27 protein-coding genes are annotated in these 16554 nt (G+C 65.7%); 2 read left to right on the top strand and 25 right to left on the bottom strand.

All coding sequences use genetic code 11. The features are described 5' to 3' along the window. A partial coding sequence (locus ACWDU4_RS14365; protein ID WP_450114584.1) for an Ig-like domain repeat protein occupies positions 1–1775 on the bottom strand: 1775 nt, incomplete at its 3' end. Positions 1776–2054: 279 nt separating this feature from the next. Here ACWDU4_RS14365 and ACWDU4_RS14370 point away from each other — a divergent pair. Then, on the top strand, positions 2055–2177 hold the full coding sequence (locus tag ACWDU4_RS14370) for a hypothetical protein (RefSeq protein WP_450114585.1): 123 nt from the start codon (positions 2055–2057) through the stop codon (positions 2175–2177). A 398-nt stretch (positions 2178–2575) separates the two neighbouring features. On the opposite strand, the gene truA is transcribed toward ACWDU4_RS14370, so the two are convergent. The 8 genes from truA to infA all read right to left on the bottom strand — a co-directional run bounded on the left by truA (position 2576) and on the right by infA (position 7329). Then, entirely contained in the window at positions 2576–3448 is an 873-nt protein-coding gene (gene truA / locus ACWDU4_RS14375) for a tRNA pseudouridine(38-40) synthase TruA (protein ID WP_450114628.1), read from the bottom strand. A 41-nt stretch (positions 3449–3489) separates the two neighbouring features. Continuing rightward, positions 3490–4005 carry a 50S ribosomal protein L17 gene (gene rplQ / locus ACWDU4_RS14380; protein WP_450114586.1) on the bottom strand — a complete coding sequence of 172 codons (516 nt, stop codon included), beginning with the start codon at positions 4003–4005 and terminating at the stop codon, positions 3490–3492. Between the two features lie 35 nt (positions 4006–4040). Next, on the bottom strand, positions 4041–5105 hold the full coding sequence (locus ACWDU4_RS14385) for a DNA-directed RNA polymerase subunit alpha (RefSeq protein ID WP_450114587.1): 1065 nt from the start codon (positions 5103–5105) through the stop codon (positions 4041–4043). A gap of 133 nt (positions 5106–5238) precedes the next feature. Next, positions 5239–5844: a 30S ribosomal protein S4 gene (rpsD, locus tag ACWDU4_RS14390; protein WP_450114588.1), complete on the bottom strand. Its 606-nt coding sequence runs from the start codon at positions 5842–5844 to the stop codon at positions 5239–5241. Between the two features lie 21 nt (positions 5845–5865). Next, the gene (gene rpsK, locus ACWDU4_RS14395) at positions 5866–6279 is read right to left on the bottom strand and encodes a 30S ribosomal protein S11 (protein WP_003938066.1); all 414 of its coding nucleotides are present in this window, start codon (positions 6277–6279) and stop codon (positions 5866–5868) included. Next, on the bottom strand, positions 6279–6650 hold the full coding sequence (rpsM, locus tag ACWDU4_RS14400; RefSeq protein WP_450114589.1) for a 30S ribosomal protein S13: 372 nt from the start codon (positions 6648–6650) through the stop codon (positions 6279–6281). Before rpsM ends, rpsK begins: the two co-directional genes overlap by 1 nt. A gap of 264 nt (positions 6651–6914) precedes the next feature. Beyond that, on the bottom strand, positions 6915–7028 hold the full coding sequence (gene rpmJ / locus ACWDU4_RS14405) for a 50S ribosomal protein L36 (protein ID WP_003938068.1): 114 nt from the start codon (positions 7026–7028) through the stop codon (positions 6915–6917). A 79-nt stretch (positions 7029–7107) separates the two neighbouring features. After that, positions 7108–7329, bottom strand: coding sequence for a translation initiation factor IF-1 (infA, locus tag ACWDU4_RS14410; RefSeq protein WP_003418601.1), 222 nt, complete (start codon positions 7327–7329; stop codon positions 7108–7110). A 227-nt stretch (positions 7330–7556) separates the two neighbouring features. On the opposite strand from infA, the gene dtd reads away from it, so the two are divergent. Then, positions 7557–7988 (top strand): D-aminoacyl-tRNA deacylase, encoded by a 432-nt coding sequence (gene dtd / locus ACWDU4_RS14415; protein WP_450114590.1) that lies wholly within the window; start codon positions 7557–7559, stop codon positions 7986–7988. A 60-nt stretch (positions 7989–8048) separates the two neighbouring features. Here the strand turns inward: dtd and map are convergent, their stop codons facing one another. The 16 genes from map to rplP form a co-directional block, all read right to left on the bottom strand. Next, positions 8049–8843 carry a type I methionyl aminopeptidase gene (map, locus tag ACWDU4_RS14420; protein ID WP_450114591.1) on the bottom strand — a complete coding sequence of 265 codons (795 nt, stop codon included), beginning with the start codon at positions 8841–8843 and terminating at the stop codon, positions 8049–8051. Between the two features lie 20 nt (positions 8844–8863). Next, positions 8864–9409, bottom strand: a complete 546-nt coding sequence (locus tag ACWDU4_RS14425) for an adenylate kinase (RefSeq protein ID WP_450114592.1) — start codon at positions 9407–9409, stop codon at positions 8864–8866. Beyond that, positions 9406–10719, bottom strand: coding sequence for a preprotein translocase subunit SecY (gene secY / locus ACWDU4_RS14430; RefSeq protein ID WP_450114593.1), 1314 nt, complete (start codon positions 10717–10719; stop codon positions 9406–9408). The genes ACWDU4_RS14425 and secY overlap by 4 nt, the downstream gene beginning before the upstream one ends. A gap of 198 nt (positions 10720–10917) precedes the next feature. Further along, positions 10918–11358, bottom strand: a complete 441-nt coding sequence (gene rplO / locus ACWDU4_RS14435) for a 50S ribosomal protein L15 (RefSeq protein WP_450114594.1) — start codon at positions 11356–11358, stop codon at positions 10918–10920. A gap of 2 nt (positions 11359–11360) precedes the next feature. Next, positions 11361–11540, bottom strand: coding sequence for a 50S ribosomal protein L30 (gene rpmD, locus ACWDU4_RS14440; protein ID WP_345341335.1), 180 nt, complete (start codon positions 11538–11540; stop codon positions 11361–11363). A gap of 2 nt (positions 11541–11542) precedes the next feature. Next, positions 11543–12196 (bottom strand): 30S ribosomal protein S5, encoded by a 654-nt coding sequence (gene rpsE / locus ACWDU4_RS14445; RefSeq protein ID WP_450114595.1) that lies wholly within the window; start codon positions 12194–12196, stop codon positions 11543–11545. 31 nt (positions 12197–12227) lie between these two features. Further along, the gene (rplR, locus tag ACWDU4_RS14450; protein WP_450114596.1) at positions 12228–12635 is read right to left on the bottom strand and encodes a 50S ribosomal protein L18; all 408 of its coding nucleotides are present in this window, start codon (positions 12633–12635) and stop codon (positions 12228–12230) included. A 1-nt stretch (position 12636) separates the two neighbouring features. Next, on the bottom strand, positions 12637–13176 hold the full coding sequence (gene rplF / locus ACWDU4_RS14455; RefSeq protein ID WP_450114597.1) for a 50S ribosomal protein L6: 540 nt from the start codon (positions 13174–13176) through the stop codon (positions 12637–12639). 14 nt (positions 13177–13190) lie between these two features. Beyond that, positions 13191–13589: a 30S ribosomal protein S8 gene (gene rpsH / locus ACWDU4_RS14460; RefSeq protein ID WP_345341327.1), complete on the bottom strand. Its 399-nt coding sequence runs from the start codon at positions 13587–13589 to the stop codon at positions 13191–13193. A 321-nt stretch (positions 13590–13910) separates the two neighbouring features. Beyond that, positions 13911–14096: a type Z 30S ribosomal protein S14 gene (locus ACWDU4_RS14465; RefSeq protein ID WP_050063877.1), complete on the bottom strand. Its 186-nt coding sequence runs from the start codon at positions 14094–14096 to the stop codon at positions 13911–13913. A 3-nt stretch (positions 14097–14099) separates the two neighbouring features. Continuing rightward, a complete protein-coding gene (rplE, locus tag ACWDU4_RS14470; protein ID WP_142100157.1) occupies positions 14100–14663 on the bottom strand; it encodes a 50S ribosomal protein L5 in 564 nt (187 codons plus the stop codon). A 1-nt stretch (position 14664) separates the two neighbouring features. Next, entirely contained in the window at positions 14665–14979 is a 315-nt protein-coding gene (gene rplX / locus ACWDU4_RS14475) for a 50S ribosomal protein L24 (protein WP_450114598.1), read from the bottom strand. Next, the gene (gene rplN / locus ACWDU4_RS14480) at positions 14979–15347 is read right to left on the bottom strand and encodes a 50S ribosomal protein L14 (RefSeq protein WP_007531925.1); all 369 of its coding nucleotides are present in this window, start codon (positions 15345–15347) and stop codon (positions 14979–14981) included. Before rplN ends, rplX begins: the two co-directional genes overlap by 1 nt. 273 nt (positions 15348–15620) lie before the next feature. Further along, entirely contained in the window at positions 15621–15902 is a 282-nt protein-coding gene (gene rpsQ / locus ACWDU4_RS14485) for a 30S ribosomal protein S17 (protein ID WP_345341315.1), read from the bottom strand. Then, a complete protein-coding gene (gene rpmC / locus ACWDU4_RS14490) occupies positions 15899–16135 on the bottom strand; it encodes a 50S ribosomal protein L29 (protein ID WP_007531922.1) in 237 nt (78 codons plus the stop codon). Before rpmC ends, rpsQ begins: the two co-directional genes overlap by 4 nt. Continuing rightward, the gene (gene rplP / locus ACWDU4_RS14495; RefSeq protein ID WP_345341311.1) at positions 16135–16551 is read right to left on the bottom strand and encodes a 50S ribosomal protein L16; all 417 of its coding nucleotides are present in this window, start codon (positions 16549–16551) and stop codon (positions 16135–16137) included. The genes rpmC and rplP overlap by 1 nt, the downstream gene beginning before the upstream one ends. Positions 16552–16554 lie beyond the last annotated feature (3 nt).

Below are 16554 nucleotides of genomic sequence, written 5' to 3' on the forward strand. Positions count from 1 at the left end.
GGGGCACCGATGTTGGTGTCACCGTCCTTGAACTGCACCGTGCCACCCGTCGGCGCCGGCGACACCGTCGCCTTCAACTCCACCGACTGCCCGGTGGTCGCGGTACCCGGAGCCTCCAGCGACGTGGTCGTCGCAACGTCCACCGGCGCGGGATCGGTCACCGTCACCGACGACACAGCCGACGTCGACGTCAGGAACCCGGCAACACCGGAGTAGACAGCGGTGATGCTCTTGCCACCCGCGGCATCGAAGGTGTGCGACAACGTCGCCACACCACCCGTGATGGCAACGGGGGCACCGATGTTGGTGTCACCGTCCTTGAACTGCACCGTGCCACCCGTCGGCGCCGGCGACACCGTCGCCTTCAACTCCACCGACTGCCCGGTCGTCGCCGACGCAGGCACCTCGAGCGAGGTCGAGGTCGCCGCATCCGGGTCGGTCACCGTCACGGCGCCGACGGCCGAGGTGGAACCGAGGAACCCGGCCGCACCCGAGAACACCGCGGTGACGTTCTTGGCACCCGCAGCATCGAAGGTGTGCGACAACGTCGCCACACCACCCGTGACCGCAACCGGCGCACCGATGTTCGCGTCACCGTCCTTGAACTGGACGGTTCCGGCGGCATCGGCCGGGGTGACGGTTGCCTTCAACTCCACGGCCTGCCCCGTCGTCGCCGACGCGGGCACCTCCAGCGACGTCGTCGTCGCGATATCCGGAACCGACACCGCAATCGAACCCACCGCCGATGTCGAGGTGAGGAACTCGCCCGCACCCGAGAAGACAGCAGTGATGTTCTTGCCACCCGCAGCATCGAAGGTGTGCGACAGGGTCGCGGCTCCACCGGTGACCGCAACGGGCGCACCGATGTTCGTTGCACCGTCCTTGAACTGCACCGTGCCACCGCTCGGGGCCGGAGCGACCGTCGCCTTCAACTCGACGGCCTGACCGGTGGTCGCGGTCGCCGGGACCTGGAGGGTGGTCGTGGTCGCCACGTCGGCGACCCCGACGGACACGGACTGTGCCGCCGACTGGGATTCCGCGGCGGTCGCCGTAGCGAGGAATTTCGCAGTAAGGCTGTGGTTGCCTGCGGTCGTCGGAGTCCAGCCGATCGACACGGCATTACCCACGAGCGGTCCCTGACCGATCTTGGTGGTGCCGTCGTAGAACTCGACCGTGTTACCCGCCGCGCCACCGGTGACCGTCGCCGTCAACTGCGACGACTGCCCCACCTTCGCACCCGTGACCGCGGCGAGGGTGGTGGTGGTCGCACTCTTGGCGACGGTGAGGGTCGGACCCTTGTTCGTGTACGTGCCCGAACCGAGACCGCTGGTGTAGTTCATCCACGTCGACAGCGCCGTGTCGCGCGCACAGTCCGCCCCGACGGTGTACGAGAACTCGAAGGTCCGATCCGTCCCGTTGACCAGGTTACCCACCGGCCACTGTGTCGCACCGCCCTTGACCTTAGTGTTGTCCGCGGCCACCGTGTCCACACCGATCGCAGACCCGTTCATCTTCGCGGAACCGTTGACGTACGTGAGGCACGTCGGGTGGTAGTCCGACACCGTGTAGATGTACTCACCGACGATGTTGGTGCGCTGGAACTTCGTCGACGACGTGATCACGTCACCCGCGTTCGGCGTCGTATTGCTGATGGTGCGGGTGAATCGGCTCGCACCGTCATCCCACGTCACGGACCCGGATGCGGCAGACGCCACCCCACCGACAACGGCGACGCTGAGCGTCGCCAGGGTGGCAGCACTTACCGTCCCCACCACCCGCCTCACAATCGGACGAGACATCATTTCTCCTCACGAACCAGGGGCGCGCCAATGAGCGACAAGCGCGCAAATTCAGATCACCTTAGCCAGCCCGTGGCCGGACCGTGACCGAATCGTGGAATTCTCCCAGACATCCGTCCAAGATCGTTTCCCCAGCTCACCGTGCCAATAAGAGAAGGGGCACGTTACCTCGCCAAACCGTTGGTCACGAGGGAGGCAAGCTCCTGACACGCCTCCGCATCCCCCAGCCAGGGTCGCCTCGGTTACCTGCCGGCGTTGGATCCGGACCATCGTCGCGGCGGCCAGGTCCGCGACGAACGCCGTGTGCCCGTCCCGGCGGTCGCCGGCCACCACGGCGCCTTCGCCGACACTCCGAAGTGGATCAGCGTCGAGGAGTAGAAGTGCCGGAGCCCGTGATCGCGACCGACAGGCCGCCGGACCAACGCCCGAGCGGACACCCGCTCGGTCAGGGCCGCGTTGTCGTCGGATGGGAGCAGCGCGCTTGCACGTCACACGGCGGAAGCCGGCGACTCCGGTCTCATCCCCTTCGCCTCACTTCCGGTTGTCGTATCCGATCGCGAGGATCTGGAAGATCCATCCGGAAACGGCGAATGCCCTGGCACCGGCCAGGGCATTCGATTGGCAGCCCGCTTCCCTCATGCCGCCCGCGCAACCTACGCGCATGGTCCGAGAGATCAGCACCACCGCGCGGCCACGTTCCCGGAAGCGATCACACCGGCCTGCACTCCGAAGTCGATCCGTCCACGACGAGTCGGACTGCAGGAACCCCGCCGACGTCAGTCGCCGCAGCAGCCGCCGGGCAGTGCGCGCACCTCGCGGGTCGCGGCGTTCCGGGCGGCGAGGTCCCGCTCGTCCGGGTAGTCCACCCGCACGAGGCTCAGTCCGTGTGCGGGCGCCACGAGAACGGAACTCGACCGTTCCCGTTCCTGCAGCAACGCGGTCGTCCAGTCGACGGTGCGCCGACCCTCCCCCACGGCCAGCACCGCACCGACCAGACTGCGGACCATCGACCAGCAGAACGCATCCGCGCTGACGTGGGCGGTCAGGATGTCACCCTCGCGCGTCCAGTCGAAGCGCTGAAGTTCGCGAACCGTCGTCGCGCCCTCCCGGCGCCGGCAGAACGCGGCGAAGTCGTGCAGCCCGAGCAGCGCATGGGATGCGGTCTGCATGGCGTCCAGGTCGAGCACCTTCGGCACCGACACGGTGTCGCGGGCCCGCAGCGGCTCGGCACCGTACCTCGCAGTCGTGACCCGGTACTCGTAGTGCCGACGGATCGCCGAGAACCGGGCGTCGAACTCGGCGGGTGCGGCGGTGATCGCCTTGACGCGCACATCCGGCGGGAGGAAGCGTGCGAGCCTGCGCACCAACCGATCCGGATCGTCGAGGCCGGCTCCGTGGCGCGGCCCGTTCGCCGATTCGCCGGCGCCGGACATGTCGAGGTCACAGTGCGCGACCTGCCCGCAGGCGTGCACCCCGGCGTCGGTGCGGCCGGCGACCGTCAACTGCACCGGCTGCCGCAACACCGTCGAGATCGCCTCTTCGAGCACCCCGCACACCGTCCGCAGACCGGGCTGACGGGCCCACCCCGCGAAGTCGGTGCCGTCGTAGGTGATGTCCAGTCGAAAGCGAACGAACCCGCCCTCCCGGATGGGAGCGACGGGTTCGTTCGCAGGTTCTGACGCGTTCAGCGTTAGTCCTTCTTGGCCTCGTCGGCGGACTCGGCCTCGGCGGCCGGGGCCTCCTCGGCAGCAGCCTCGACGACCTCGGTCTCCTCGACCTTGGTCTCCTCGGCCTTGGCCTCCTGCGACGCCTGGACGCGGCGAGCGCGGTTGGCCTCGGAGGTGACCGTCTGCTCCTTGACGAGCTCGATGATCGCCATCGGAGCGTTGTCACCCTTGCGGGGGACGGTCTTGATGACGCGGGTGTAGCCGCCATCGCGCTCCGCGTAGAACGGGCCGATCTCCGCGAACAGGGTGTGCACGACATCCTTGTTGCGGATGACCTTGAGAACCTCGCGACGGTCGGCGAGGGTTCCACCCTTGGCCTTGGTCACGATCTTCTCGGCGTACGGACGCAGGGCCTTGGCCTTGGCCTCCGTGGTGGTGATACGACCGTGCTCGAAGAGCGCGGTGGCCAGGTTGGCGAAGATCGCCTTCTGGTGCGAAGCCGACCCGCCGAAGCGGGCACCCTTCTTGGGCTTGGGCATGATGAATCTCCTAGTAAAGGACCTTCAGTGAGCTGTTACAGCTGCTCGGTCTCGGCATAGTCCTGGTCGTTGCCTTCACCCTCGTTGAAGGCACCGGCATCGGTGTCGCTCCAGGTCCCGGTGGCGGCGTCGTAGCCCGCAACCGTGGACGGATCGAACGAAGCCGGGCTGTCCTTGAGGGACAGGCCGAGCGAGTGCAGCTTGACCTTGACCTCGTCGATGGACTTCTGCCCGAAGTTGCGGATGTCGAGCAGGTCGGACTCGGTGCGACCAACCAGCTCGCCGACGGTGTGAACACCCTCGCGCTTGAGGCAGTTGTAGGACCGGACCGTCAGGTCCAGATCCTCGATCGGCAGTCCGAAGGAGGCGATGTGATCGGCCTCGGCGGGCGAGGGTCCGATCTCGATGCCTTCTGCTTCGACGTTCAGCTCACGGGCCAGGCCGAAGAGCTCAACCAGGGTCTTGCCCGCCGAAGCGAGCGCGTCCCGCGCGGTGATGGAGTTCTTGGTCTCCACGTCGAGAACGAGCCGATCGAAGTCGGTGCGCTGCTCGACGCGGGTGGCCTCCACCTTGTAGGTGACCTTGAGCACCGGCGAGTAGATCGAGTCGACCGGAATGCGGCCGATCTCGGCGCCGGACGCCTTGTTCTGGACGGCGGGAACGTAACCGCGACCGCGCTCGACGACGAGCTCGATCTCCAGCTTGCCCTTGTCGTTCAGGGTGGCGATGTGCAGATCCGGGTTGTTCACCGTGACGCCGGCCGGAGGCACGATGTCGCCTGCAGTCACGGCACCGGGGCCCTGCTTGCGGACGTACATGGTGACCGGCTCGTCCTCTTCGGAGCTCACGACCAGGCCCTTGAGGTTCAGGATGATGTCGGTGACATCCTCCTTCACACCGGGGACGGTGGTGAACTCGTGCAGGACGCCGTCGATGCGGATGCTGGTGACAGCAGCGCCGGGGATCGACGACAGCAGGGTGCGGCGAAGCGAGTTGCCGAGGGTGTACCCGAAGCCGGGCTCAAGGGGCTCGATGACGAACTTCGAGCGGTTGTCAGCGATGACCTCTTCGGTCAGCGTGGGTCGCTGCGAAATGAGCATTTGGTTTTCCTCCTGTACGGGCGTCCGCTATTTGACACCCACGTTGGATGGCGCCTTCGGCGCTCGTGCGCGGTCTGCGAGTCCGAGTCGTGAAACCCGGGAACACACAAACCGCGCACGAGCCGTGGGGCTTTTACTTCGAGTAGAACTCGACGATCATCTGCTCCTGCAGCGGCACCTGGATCTGTGCGCGCTCCGGCTCCTGGTGAACCAGGATCCGCAGGCGACCCGGGACGACCTGCAGCCAGCCCGCGGCGGGGCGCTCGGTGTAGGTCTCACGCGCGATCTGGAACGGCAGCGTCGCCAGCGACTTCTCCTTGACATCGATGATGTCGTACTGGGAGACGCGGTAGCTGGGGATGTCGACCTTCTTGTTGTTCACAAGGAAGTGACCGTGGCTGACCAGCTGACGGGCCTGACGACGCGTACGGGCCAGGCCGGCGCGGTACACGACGTTGTCGAGACGGGTCTCGAGGATGCGAAGCAGGTTCTCGCCGGTCTTGCCGGGGCGAGCGTTCGCCTCCTCGTAGTAGCGACGGAACTGCTTCTCCATGACGCCGTAGGTGAAGCGAGCCTTCTGCTTCTCCTGCAGCTGGAGCAGGTACTCGCTCTCCTTGATCCGCGCGCGGCCGTGCTGGCCCGGCGGGTAGGGGCGACGCTCGAACGCCTGGTCGCCTCCAACGAGGTCGACACGCAGGCGACGCGACTTACGGGTAACGGGACCGGTATAACGAGCCATGATTCTTTACCTTCCTTCCCGTTAGACGCGACGCCGCTTGGGCGGGCGGCAGCCGTTGTGCGGCTGGGGGGTGACATCGGAGATGGTGCCGACCTCGAGACCGGCGGCCTGCAGCGAACGGATCGCCGTCTCACGTCCGGAGCCCGGGCCCTTGACGAAGACGTCGACCTTCTTGACGCCGTGCTCCTGCGCCTTGCGGGCAGCGTTCTCGGCGGCAAGCTGCGCGGCGAACGGGGTGGACTTACGCGAGCCCTTGAAGCCCACGTGGCCCGACGATGCCCACGAAATGACGTTGCCGTTCGGGTCCGTGATGGACACGATCGTGTTGTTGAAGGTGCTCTTGATGTGAGCGGCACCGTGCGGGACGTTCTTCTTGTCCCTGCGACGCGCCTTCTGGGTCTTCTTCGGACCGGTGCTACGTGACTTCGGAGGCATTACTTCTTCTTCCCTGCGACGGTGCGCTTCGGACCCTTACGGGTACGCGCGTTGGTCTTGGTGCGCTGTCCACGCACGGGCAGACCACGACGGTGGCGCAGGCCCTGGTAGCAGCCGATCTCGATCTTGCGACGGATGTCGGCCTGGACCTCGCGGCGCAGGTCGCCCTCCACCTTGAGCTCGGAGCCCTCGATGTAGTCGCGGAGCTTGGTGAGGTCGTCGTCGCTCAGGTCCTTGCTACGCAGGTCCGGGCTGACGCCCGTGTTCGCGAGAATTTCCTTGGAGCGGGTACGGCCGACACCGTAGATGTAGGTCAGTGCGATCTCCATCCGCTTTTCGCGGGGAAGATCGACACCCATGAGTCGTGCCATCTGGCATTCCTTTTCGGTGTGCGGAGGTCTACTCCCAGCCCATCCCCTGTGCCATCACGGCCGGCCGTGTCCAACTGGACGGACCGGGCCGTGAAACGTCTTTCAACTAACTCAGTGGGGCCCCAGCCTCCGTGCCGGGGGTGTACCGACGCCTGCCTGTGGACTCGAACACCCGAAGGTGCCACGCCCGGTGGCCGTAAACGCCGGCTGGTGCTGGAAGGTCATCTGTGCTTGTTGCCAAGCAGATCTTCGAGGAGAAGCGATCTAGCCCTGACGCTGCTTGTGGCGCAGGTTCTCGCAGATCACCATGACCCGCCCATTACGGCGGATCACCTTGCACTTCTCGCAGATCTTCTTGACGCTCGGCTGAACCTTCACGTCTGTCTAATCTCCTGATGTGTCGCCCACCGGCAGGTGGACATACCTCTCCCAGACCAGGAGTGGCCCGGGAAGCTTGTTACTTGTACCGGTAGACGATGCGACCGCGAGAAAGGTCGTAGGGCGACAGCTCTACGACGACCCGGTCTTCCGGCAGGATGCGAATGTAGTGCTGACGCATCTTGCCGCTGATGTGTGCGAGGACCTTGTGGCCGTTCTCCAGCTCAATGCGGAACATCGCATTGGGCAGTGGCTCGACAACTCGTCCCTCGACCTCGATGGCCCCGTCTTTCTTTGCCATATCCTCCGCGATCCGTTGGTGGGCATCGTTCTCCGTTACGGTGGTGCGGACGCGATGGAGAACCGGCTGCTCGCTTGCTTCGAGTGCACCCCGAGAACGACGCGGGAAGCGGGACCGAAACAGCGCACGACCGGCACGCAGGACGCACCATTGATCCACTTTACCGGAGTTCTCCCACCAGGCCAAATGCGCCGCGTCCACCCTCCCTCCGCGAAAGGACGATGCCCGTGCGTGCGGTCGTACAACGAGTGACCGAGGCCTCGGTCGAGGTCGACGGGACGATCGTCGCCCGCATCACGCCCGACGGACAGGGTCTGCTCGTCCTGCTCGGAGTCGGGCACGACGACACCGAGACCACCGCGGCCACGTTCGCCGCGAAGATCTGGAAGCTCCGAATCCTGGAAGGCGAGAAGTCCGCCTCCGACGTCGATGCCCCCGTCCTCGTCGTCAGCCAGTTCACCTTGCTCGGCGACGCCCGCAAGAGTCGCCGGCCGTCGTGGTCGGCGGCGGCTCCACGCCCCGTCGCGGAACCACTGGTCGATGCGTTCGCCGCAGCGCTGCGCGACTTCGGCGCCACCGTGGAAACAGGCCATTTCGGGGCCCACATGCGGGTGTCCTCGGTGAACGACGGACCGGTCACCCTGGTCATGGAGGCGTGAGCGAAACGACGAACGGGCAGTCGCACACTGTGCGACTGCCCGTTCCGTTGAGAAGGAGTGCTACTCCGGCCGGAGCGTCAGGATCCGCGGACCGTCCTCGGTCACTGCCACGGTGTGCTCCCAGTGCGCGGCGCGGGACCCGTCGATCGTGACGACGGTCCAGTCGTCATCGAGGGTCTCGGTCTCCGTGGTCCCCAGCGTCAGCATCGGCTCGATCGCCAGCACCGATCCGACGACGAGCTGCGGACCCTTACCGGGCGCACCCTCGTTCGCCAGAAACGGATCCATGTGCATCTCTCGACCGATGCCGTGCCCGCCGTAGCCGTCGACGATGCCGTAACGGCGATCGTGCGCACGCTCGGCGGCGTGGGTGCCCTCCTCGATCGCGTGCGAGACGTCGGTGAGCCGGTTGCCCGGCAACATCGCCGCGATACCGGCCTCCATCGACAGTCGCGTCGCCTCGCTGAGGTCGCGGTCCGCATCGATGATGTCGCCGACCCCGAACGTCCAGGCCGAGTCGCCGTGCCAGCCGTCGAGGATCGCGCCGCAGTCGATGGAGACCAGGTCCCCCGCCACCAGGATCTCGTCGGCGGACGGGATGCCGTGCACGACACGATCGTTCACGGACGAACAGATCGACCCGGTGAACCCGTGGTAGCCGAGGAACGACGGCACCGCGCCGGCGTCCCGGATCGTCTGTTCGGCGATCCGGTCCAACTCGAGGGTGCTGACCCCCGGCTTGGCCGCCGCCCGCACGGCCACCAGAGTGGCGCCGACGATCGCCCCCGCCGCCGCCATGGCGTCGAGCTCACCGGCGGTGCGGAACGGAACGACCTTCTTACGACGAAACCCCACGAACAAATCCCTCTTGGTTGTTACTTGCCGAGCGCGGCGAGCGCGCGGGCGTTGACCTCGTCGACCGTGCCGACGGCGTCGACGGTGACGATGCTGCCTGCGTAGTAGTCCAGCAGCGGAGCGGTCTCCTCGCGGTAGACCCGCATCCGGTTGCGGATGACGTCCTCGGTGTCGTCGGCGCGCCCACGGGCCAGCATCCGCTCGACCACGACGTCGTCGTCGACGTCGAACGCAAGGACGCCGTCGAGCGTGACGTTCAGCCCGGCCAGGATCGCCTTCAGCGCCTCGGCCTGGTCCACCGTCCGGGGGAAGCCGTCGAGGAGGAACCCGTTCGCGGCATCGGGCTCGGCGACCCGGGCCTTGACCATGTTGTTCGTGATCTCGCTGGGCACGAGGTCGCCGGCGTCCATGTACTTCTTCGCCTCGAGACCGAGAGCCGTCTGCTGCCCGATGTTCGCGCGGAACAGGTCGCCCGTCGAGATGTGCGGAACGCCGAGCTTTTCCGACAGGATTTCGGCCTGCGTGCCTTTACCGGCACCGGGAGGACCAACGAGGACGAGTCTCACTTCAGGAACCCTTCGTAGTTGCGCTGCATGAGTTGGCTCTCGATCTGCTTGACGGTGTCGAGGCCGACGCTGACGAGAATCAGGACGGCCGCACCACCGAAGATGCTGCTGCCCGCGGTTCCCTTCGCAAGGAAGAGATTGGGCAGGACCGCGATCAGACCGAGATAGATGGCGCCCGGCAGCGTGATGCGGCTGAGCACGTACTGGAGGTAGTCCGCCGTGGGTCGGCCGGGACGGATACCGGGAATGAAGCCGCCGAACTTCTTCATCTCATCGGCGCGCTCCTCCGGGTTGAAGGTGATCGCGACGTAGAAGTACGTGAAGAAGACGATGAGCAGGAAGTAGATGAGGATGTAGACCGGGTTCGACGGGTTCACCAGGTACTCGTTGATGATCCGCTGCCACCAGCTCGGATCGGTCGAGCTGGCCGCGCCCGTCAGCTGGGCGATCAGGTTCGGCAGGTACAGCAGCGAGGACGCGAAGATCACCGGGATGACGCCGGCCTGGTTCACCTTCAGCGGCAGGTACGTTGACGAGCCGCCGTACATCTTGCGGCCGACCATGCGCTTGGCGTACTGGACCGGGATCCGGCGCTGGCCCTGTTCCACGAAGATGACGCCGGCGAGCAGCACCAGCGCGGCGACACACACCGCGGCGAAGATCAGTCCGCCACGCGAATCGAGGATCGCCTTGCCCTCGGACGGCAGCCGGGACGCGATGCCGGAGAAGATCAGCAGCGACATGCCGTTACCCACGCCACGCTCGGTGATCAGCTCACCCATCCACATCACCAGTGCGGCACCGGCAGTCATCACCAGCACGATGGTCACCAGCGAGAACACCGAGTCGTCGGCGAGGATCGGTTCGCTACACCCCTGGAGCAGCTGCCCCCGCGCCGCGAGCGCCACGATGCCGGTGGCCTGCAACACGGCCAGCGCGATCGACAGGTACCGCGTGTACTGGGTCATCTTCGCCTGACCCGACTGGCCCTCCTTGCGGAGCTCCTCGAATCGCGGGATCACGACTGTCAACAACTGGACGATGATGCTCGCCGTGATGTACGGCATGATGCCGATCGCGAACACCGACAGCTGCAGCAGCGCGCCACCGGAGAAAAGATTGATCAGCGAGTAGATGCCCGCCTGGTCGCTCCCCGAGATCTGGTCGATACACGCCTTCACGTTGCCGTAGTCGACACCGGGAGACGGCAGCGTCGCACCGAACCGATAGAGCGCGATCAAACCGAGTGCGATGAGGATCTTCCGCCTCAGGTCGGGAGTCCTGAAGGCCGAGACGAAGGCGGAAAGCAAAGATCCTCCTGGGCACGACGAGAGTGAGGTGGGCGGAACGCCCGATGGTCGAGTGAACTCTAGAACTCTAGCAGTGGCGTGCGGAGCGACTGCTGGGCAATCCCACAATTGCCGGCCACAAATGCCGACACCGGCCGCCGAACGACGACGGCCGCGGCACCTCGCGGTGCCGCGGCCGTCGCGGTGTTCAGAATCCGATCACAGTTCGGTGGCGGTGCCACCGGCAGCGGTGATCTTCTCCTTGGCGGCACCGGTGAACTTGTTCGCGGTGACCTGAACGGCAACCGTGAGTTCGCCGTCGCCCAGAACCTTCACGAGCCGGTTCTTGCGAACCAGGCCCTTGGCGATGAGCTCCTCGACGCCGATCTGGCCGCCCTCGGGGAACACCCGAGCGATGTCGGCCACGTTGACGACCTGGTACTCGACCCGGTTCGGGTTCGTGAAGCCCTTGAGCTTGGGCAGCCGCATGTGCAGCGGCATCTGCCCGCCCTCGAAGGCGGCCGGCACGTTCTTGCGGGCCTTGGTGCCCTTGGTGCCGCGACCGGCGGTCTTGCCCTTCGAACCCTCACCACGGCCGACGCGGGTCTTGTCGGTCTTGGCGCCCGGCGCAGGCCGGAGATGGTGCAGCTTGATGGTCATGGTTAGACCTCCTCAACTGTGACGAGGTGGCGAACCACGTTGATCAGGCCGCGGTTCTGGGCGTTGTCCTCACGGACGACGCTCTTGCGGATGCCCTTGAGGCCGAGCGTCCGCAGGCTGTCGCGCTGGTTCTGCTTGGCACCGATCGAGCTCTTGACCTGGGTGACCTTCAGTTCGGCCATGATCAGACTCCCTGTCCCGCACGTGCGCGCAGCATGCCGGCCGGGGCCACGTCCTCGATCGGCAGACCGCGACGAGCGGCCACCTCCTCGGGACGCTGCAGACCCTTGAGGGCGGCAACGGTCGCGTGCACGACGTTGATCGCGTTGTCGCTACCGAGCGACTTGGCAAGGATGTCGTGAACACCGGCGCACTCGAGCACGGCACGCACCGCACCACCGGCGATCACACCGGTACCCGGGCTGGCCGGACGGAGCATGACGACGCCGGCAGCGGCCTCGCCCTGCACCGGGTGAGTGATGGTGCTGCCGATGAGCGGCACGCGGAAGAAGCCCTTGCGAGCCTCCTCGACACCCTTCTGGATGGCCGCGGGAACTTCCTTGGCCTTGCCGTAGCCGACGCCAACGAGTCCGTTGCCGTCGCCCACGATCACGAGAGCGGTGAAGCTGAAGCGCCGACCACCCTTGACCACCTTGGACACGCGGTTGATCGCAACCACGCGCTCGATGTGGTTCGACTTCTCCGCAGCGTTGTCGCGACGGTTGTCGCGGCGGTCACGACCGCCACCACGGTTGTCGCCACCGCGGCTGTCGCCACCGGCGGGTCCGTTCTGTCCGGCGGGTCCGCTGCCGCCGTCACGCCTCTGACGTCCCGGCATCAGACTGTCCTTCCGTTCGAAATCTTGGTCATCAGAACTTCAACCCGCTTTCGCGAGCGGCGTCCGCGAGGGCCGCGATACGGCCGTGGTAGCCGTGGCCACCGTGGTCGAAGACCACGGCTTCGATGCCGGCAGCCTTGGCGCGCTCGGCGATCAGCTGACCGACCTTCGCGCTGAGGGCCTTCTTGTCGCCCTCGGCGGCACGCAGGTCCGCCTCGGTGGTCGACGCCGCGGCCAGGGTGTGGCCGGCGAGGTCGTCCACGAGCTGGACGTGGATGTGCCGGGAGGACCGGTTCACGACGAGACGGGGACGCTCGGGCGTGCCGGAGATCTTCTTGCGCAGACGGAAGTGACGACGCGTCTTCGACAGACGACGCGTGGTGGACACGTCCTTGCCCAGCGGAATCCGCTTGGCCTTCTGGTTTGCAGTCTGGCTCATATCACTTACCCGTCTTTCCGACCTTGCGGCGGACCTGCTCACCCTCGTAGCGGATGCCCTTGCCCTTGTACGGGTCGGACTTGCGCAGACGACGGATGTTGGCGGCGATCTGGCCGACCTTCTGCTTGTCGATGCCGGAGATCGAGAACTTGGTCGGCGACTCGACCGCGAACGAGATGCCCTCGGGCGCCTCGATCGGAACCGGGTGGCTGTAGCCGAGCGAGAACTCGAGGTCCTGGCCCTTGAGCGCGACGCGGTAGCCGACGCCGTGAATCTCCATCTTGGTGGTGTAACCCTGGGTCACACCGGTGATGAGGTTCGCGACGAGGGTGCGCGACAGACCGTGCAGCGCGCGGCTGCGACGCTCGTCGTCGGGACGGGTGACCAGCAGGGCACCGTCCTCACCCTTGGCGATGGCGATCGGCTCGGAGATCGTCAGCGACAGCTGGCCCTTGGGGCCCTTCACTGCGACGTCCTGCCCGTCGATGGTCACCTCGACACCCGAGGGGACGGTGACCGGAATCTTTCCAATACGCGACATTGTGGTGGCCTCCCTTACCAGACGTAGGCGAGGACTTCGCCGCCCACGCCCTGCTTGGCCGCCTGACGGTCCGTGAGCAGGCCGGAGGACGTGGAGATGATCGCCACGCCGAGGCCGCCGAGAACCTTGGGCAGGTTGGTGGACTTCGCGTAAACCCGGAGGCCGGGCTTGGAAACACGACGGACGCCGGCGAGGCTGCGCTCACGGCTGGGGCCGTACTTGAGGTCGACGATGAGGGTCTTGCCCACCTCGGCGTCCTCGGTGCGGTAGTCGGAGATGTAGCCCTCGCGCTTGAGGATCTCGGCGATGTTCGCCTTGATCTTCGAGTGCGGCAGCTTCACCTCATCGTGGTACGCCGAGTTGGCGTTGCGCAGACGCGTCAAGAAGTCTGCGATGGGATCGGTCATGGTCATGGTTCGACCTCGACACCTTTCTCGCTGCGGTTCCCATGCACCACCGGAAGACCGGTCGTGGGCCTACAACAATTCGGCTGGTCCGGGCGACGTTCGTCGGCCGGATTGAGTCGTGCCGTTCGAGCATCGCCGGCACGCAAAGGGCCGACGTTGCACAGGCAACCGCTCTAGTGTAGGCAAAACCCCAGCACAGGCCAAATCGGCCGAGGTTCGCCCACTCCCCCGCACGGATCCCACACCGGAATCCACGGCGAAGGCCGTCAAATACAGCGAGGGCGCGGACCCCATCGGAGTCCGCGCCCTCACCTCACGTGCGTGGTGTCACCAAGAGCTCTTGTGAACACCCGGCAACTCGCCGGCGTGCGCCATCTCACGCAGGCACACGCGGCACAGACCGAACTTGCGGTAGACCGCGTGCGGACGGCCGCACTTCTGGCAGCGGGTGTACGCGCGAACCGCGAACTTGGGCTTCTTGTTGGCCTTGTTGACCAGTGCCTTCTTCGCCATGGCTCAGTTCTCCTTGAACGGGAAGCCGAGGTGCTTGAGCAGGGCACGGCCTTCTTCGTTGTTGGTGGCGGTCGTCACGACGGTGATGTCCATACCGCGCGGGCGATCGATCTTGTCGACGTCGATCTCGTGGAACATCGACTGCTCGTTGAGACCGAAGGTGTAGTTGCCGTTGCCGTCGAACTGCTTGCCGGACAGGCCACGGAAGTCCCTGATTCGGGGAAGAGCGATCGACACGAGACGGTCGAGGAACTCCCACATCCGGTCGCCACGGAGGGTGACGCGGGCACCGATGGGCATGCCCTCACGCAGCTTGAACTGCGCGATGGACTTGCGGGCCTTACGGATCTCGGGCTTCTGACCGGTGATCAGAGCGAGATCGGCAACCGCGCCGTTGATCAGCTTCGCGTCACGAGCGGCGTCACCGACACCCATGTTGACGACGACCTTGACCACGCCGGGGATCTGCATGACGTTGGCGTACTTGAACTCTTCGTTCAGCGCGTCCTTGATCTCGGCGCGGTAGCGCGCCTTGAGCCGGGGCTGAATCTTCTCGGTGCTCGTCATATCAGATGTCCTTCCCGTTCTTACGGGAGATCCGAACCCGCTTGCCGTTCTCGTCGGTCCGGTAGCCCACGCGGGTGGGGTTGCCGTCCGAGTCGATGACCGCGACGTTCGAGACGTGAATCGGGGCCTCCTGCGTCACGATGCCGCCGGAGGAGGCGCCGCGCTGGTTCGCAGAAACCGCGGTGTGCTTCTTGATCCGGTTCACACCCTCGACGAGGACCTTGTCGGTCGCCGGGTAGGCCTGGATGACCTTGCCCTTGGCGCCCTTGTCCTTGCCCGAGATGACCAGAACGGTATCGCCCTTGTGCACCTTCATCACAGCACCTCCGGCGCGAGCGAAACGATCTTCATGAACTTCTTGTCACGCAGCTCGCGGCCGACGGGGCCGAAGATGCGGGTGCCACGCGGATCGTGGTCCGGCTTGATGAGCACGGCGGCGTTCTCGTCGAACTTGATGTACGAGCCGTCCGGACGGCGGCGCTCCTTGGTGGTGCGCACGACGACGGCCTTGACGACCTCGCCCTTCTTGATGTTTCCACCCGGGATGGCGTCCTTGACGGTGGCGACGATGATGTCACCGATCCCGGCGTAGCGACGAGACGAGCCACCGAGAACGCGGATGCAGAGAATCTCCTTGGCACCCGTGTTGTCGGCGACGCGAAGTCGCGACTCCTGCTGAATCACTGATCTCTCCTAGACCTGGATTTTCGTACGTAGCGGATTACCGACCCGATACGCGCGGTCTGTCCCCGGCCGGCCGCATGCGGACATGCGGAGGCGCAGGCAACCGCTCTAGTGTAGGGAATCGACCTCGGGAAACCAAATCGGCGAAACCGATCATCCCTGGTAGAACCCATCACGGCCGAACGGCCCGCCCCTGAAACCCGGGACGGGCCGTTCGACAGTTGACTCACGCGTACGGGCACGTAGTGCCTGTTCGGCGAGGGCTCGAAAAGCCTACTTGGCCTTCTCGAGCACCTCGACCAGACGCCAGCGCTTGGTCGCCGACAGCGGTCGGGTCTCCATCAGCTGAACGCGGTCGCCGATGCCGGCCAGGCCGTTCTCGTCGTGCGCCTTCACCTTGGTGGTACGGCGGATGATCTTGCCGTACAGCGGGTGCTTCACACGGTCCTCGAGCTCGACGACGATCGTCTTCTCCATCTTGTCGGAGACGACGTAGCCGATGCGGACCTTGCGGGTCCCACGCTCTTCGGTCACTGCGGTGTCCTTCTCACTCATGCCGCGTCACCCGCATCCGGGCCGGCGGCGAGGCCGAGCTCACGCTCGCGCATAACGGTGTAGACGCGCGCGATCTCGTGACGAACGGTGCGCAGCCGACGGTTGTTGTCCAGCTGACCGGTCGCCATCTGGAAGCGAAGGTTGAACAGCTCTTCCTTCGACTCGCGGAGCTTGGTGACCAGCTCCTCCTCGGTGAGCTCGCGGAGCTCAGCGGCGGGGGTTCCAGTAGCCATCAGAACTGCTCCTCCCTGGTGACGATCCGGCACTTGCACGGGAGCTTGTGCATCGCGCGACGCAGGGCCTCGCGAGCGATCTCCTCATTGGGGTAGCTCATCTCGAACATGACCCGACCGGGCTTGATGTTCGCGACCCACCACTCCGGCGAACCCTTACCGGAACCCATGCGGGTCTCGGCGGGCTTCTTGGTGAGCGGGCGATCCGGGAAGATGTTGATCCAGATCTTGCCGCCACGCTTGATGTGGCGCGTCATGGCGATACGAGCGGACTCGATCTGACGGTTGGTGATGTACGCCGGCTCGAGAGCCTGGATGCCGTACTCACCGAAGGTGACCTGGGTGCCACCCTTGGCCGCACCCGAACGGCTCGGGTGGTGCTGCTTGCGGTGCTTGACCCGACGTGGGATCAACATGCG

It is taken from the genome of Rhodococcus sp. NPDC003348 (assembly GCF_053589375.1).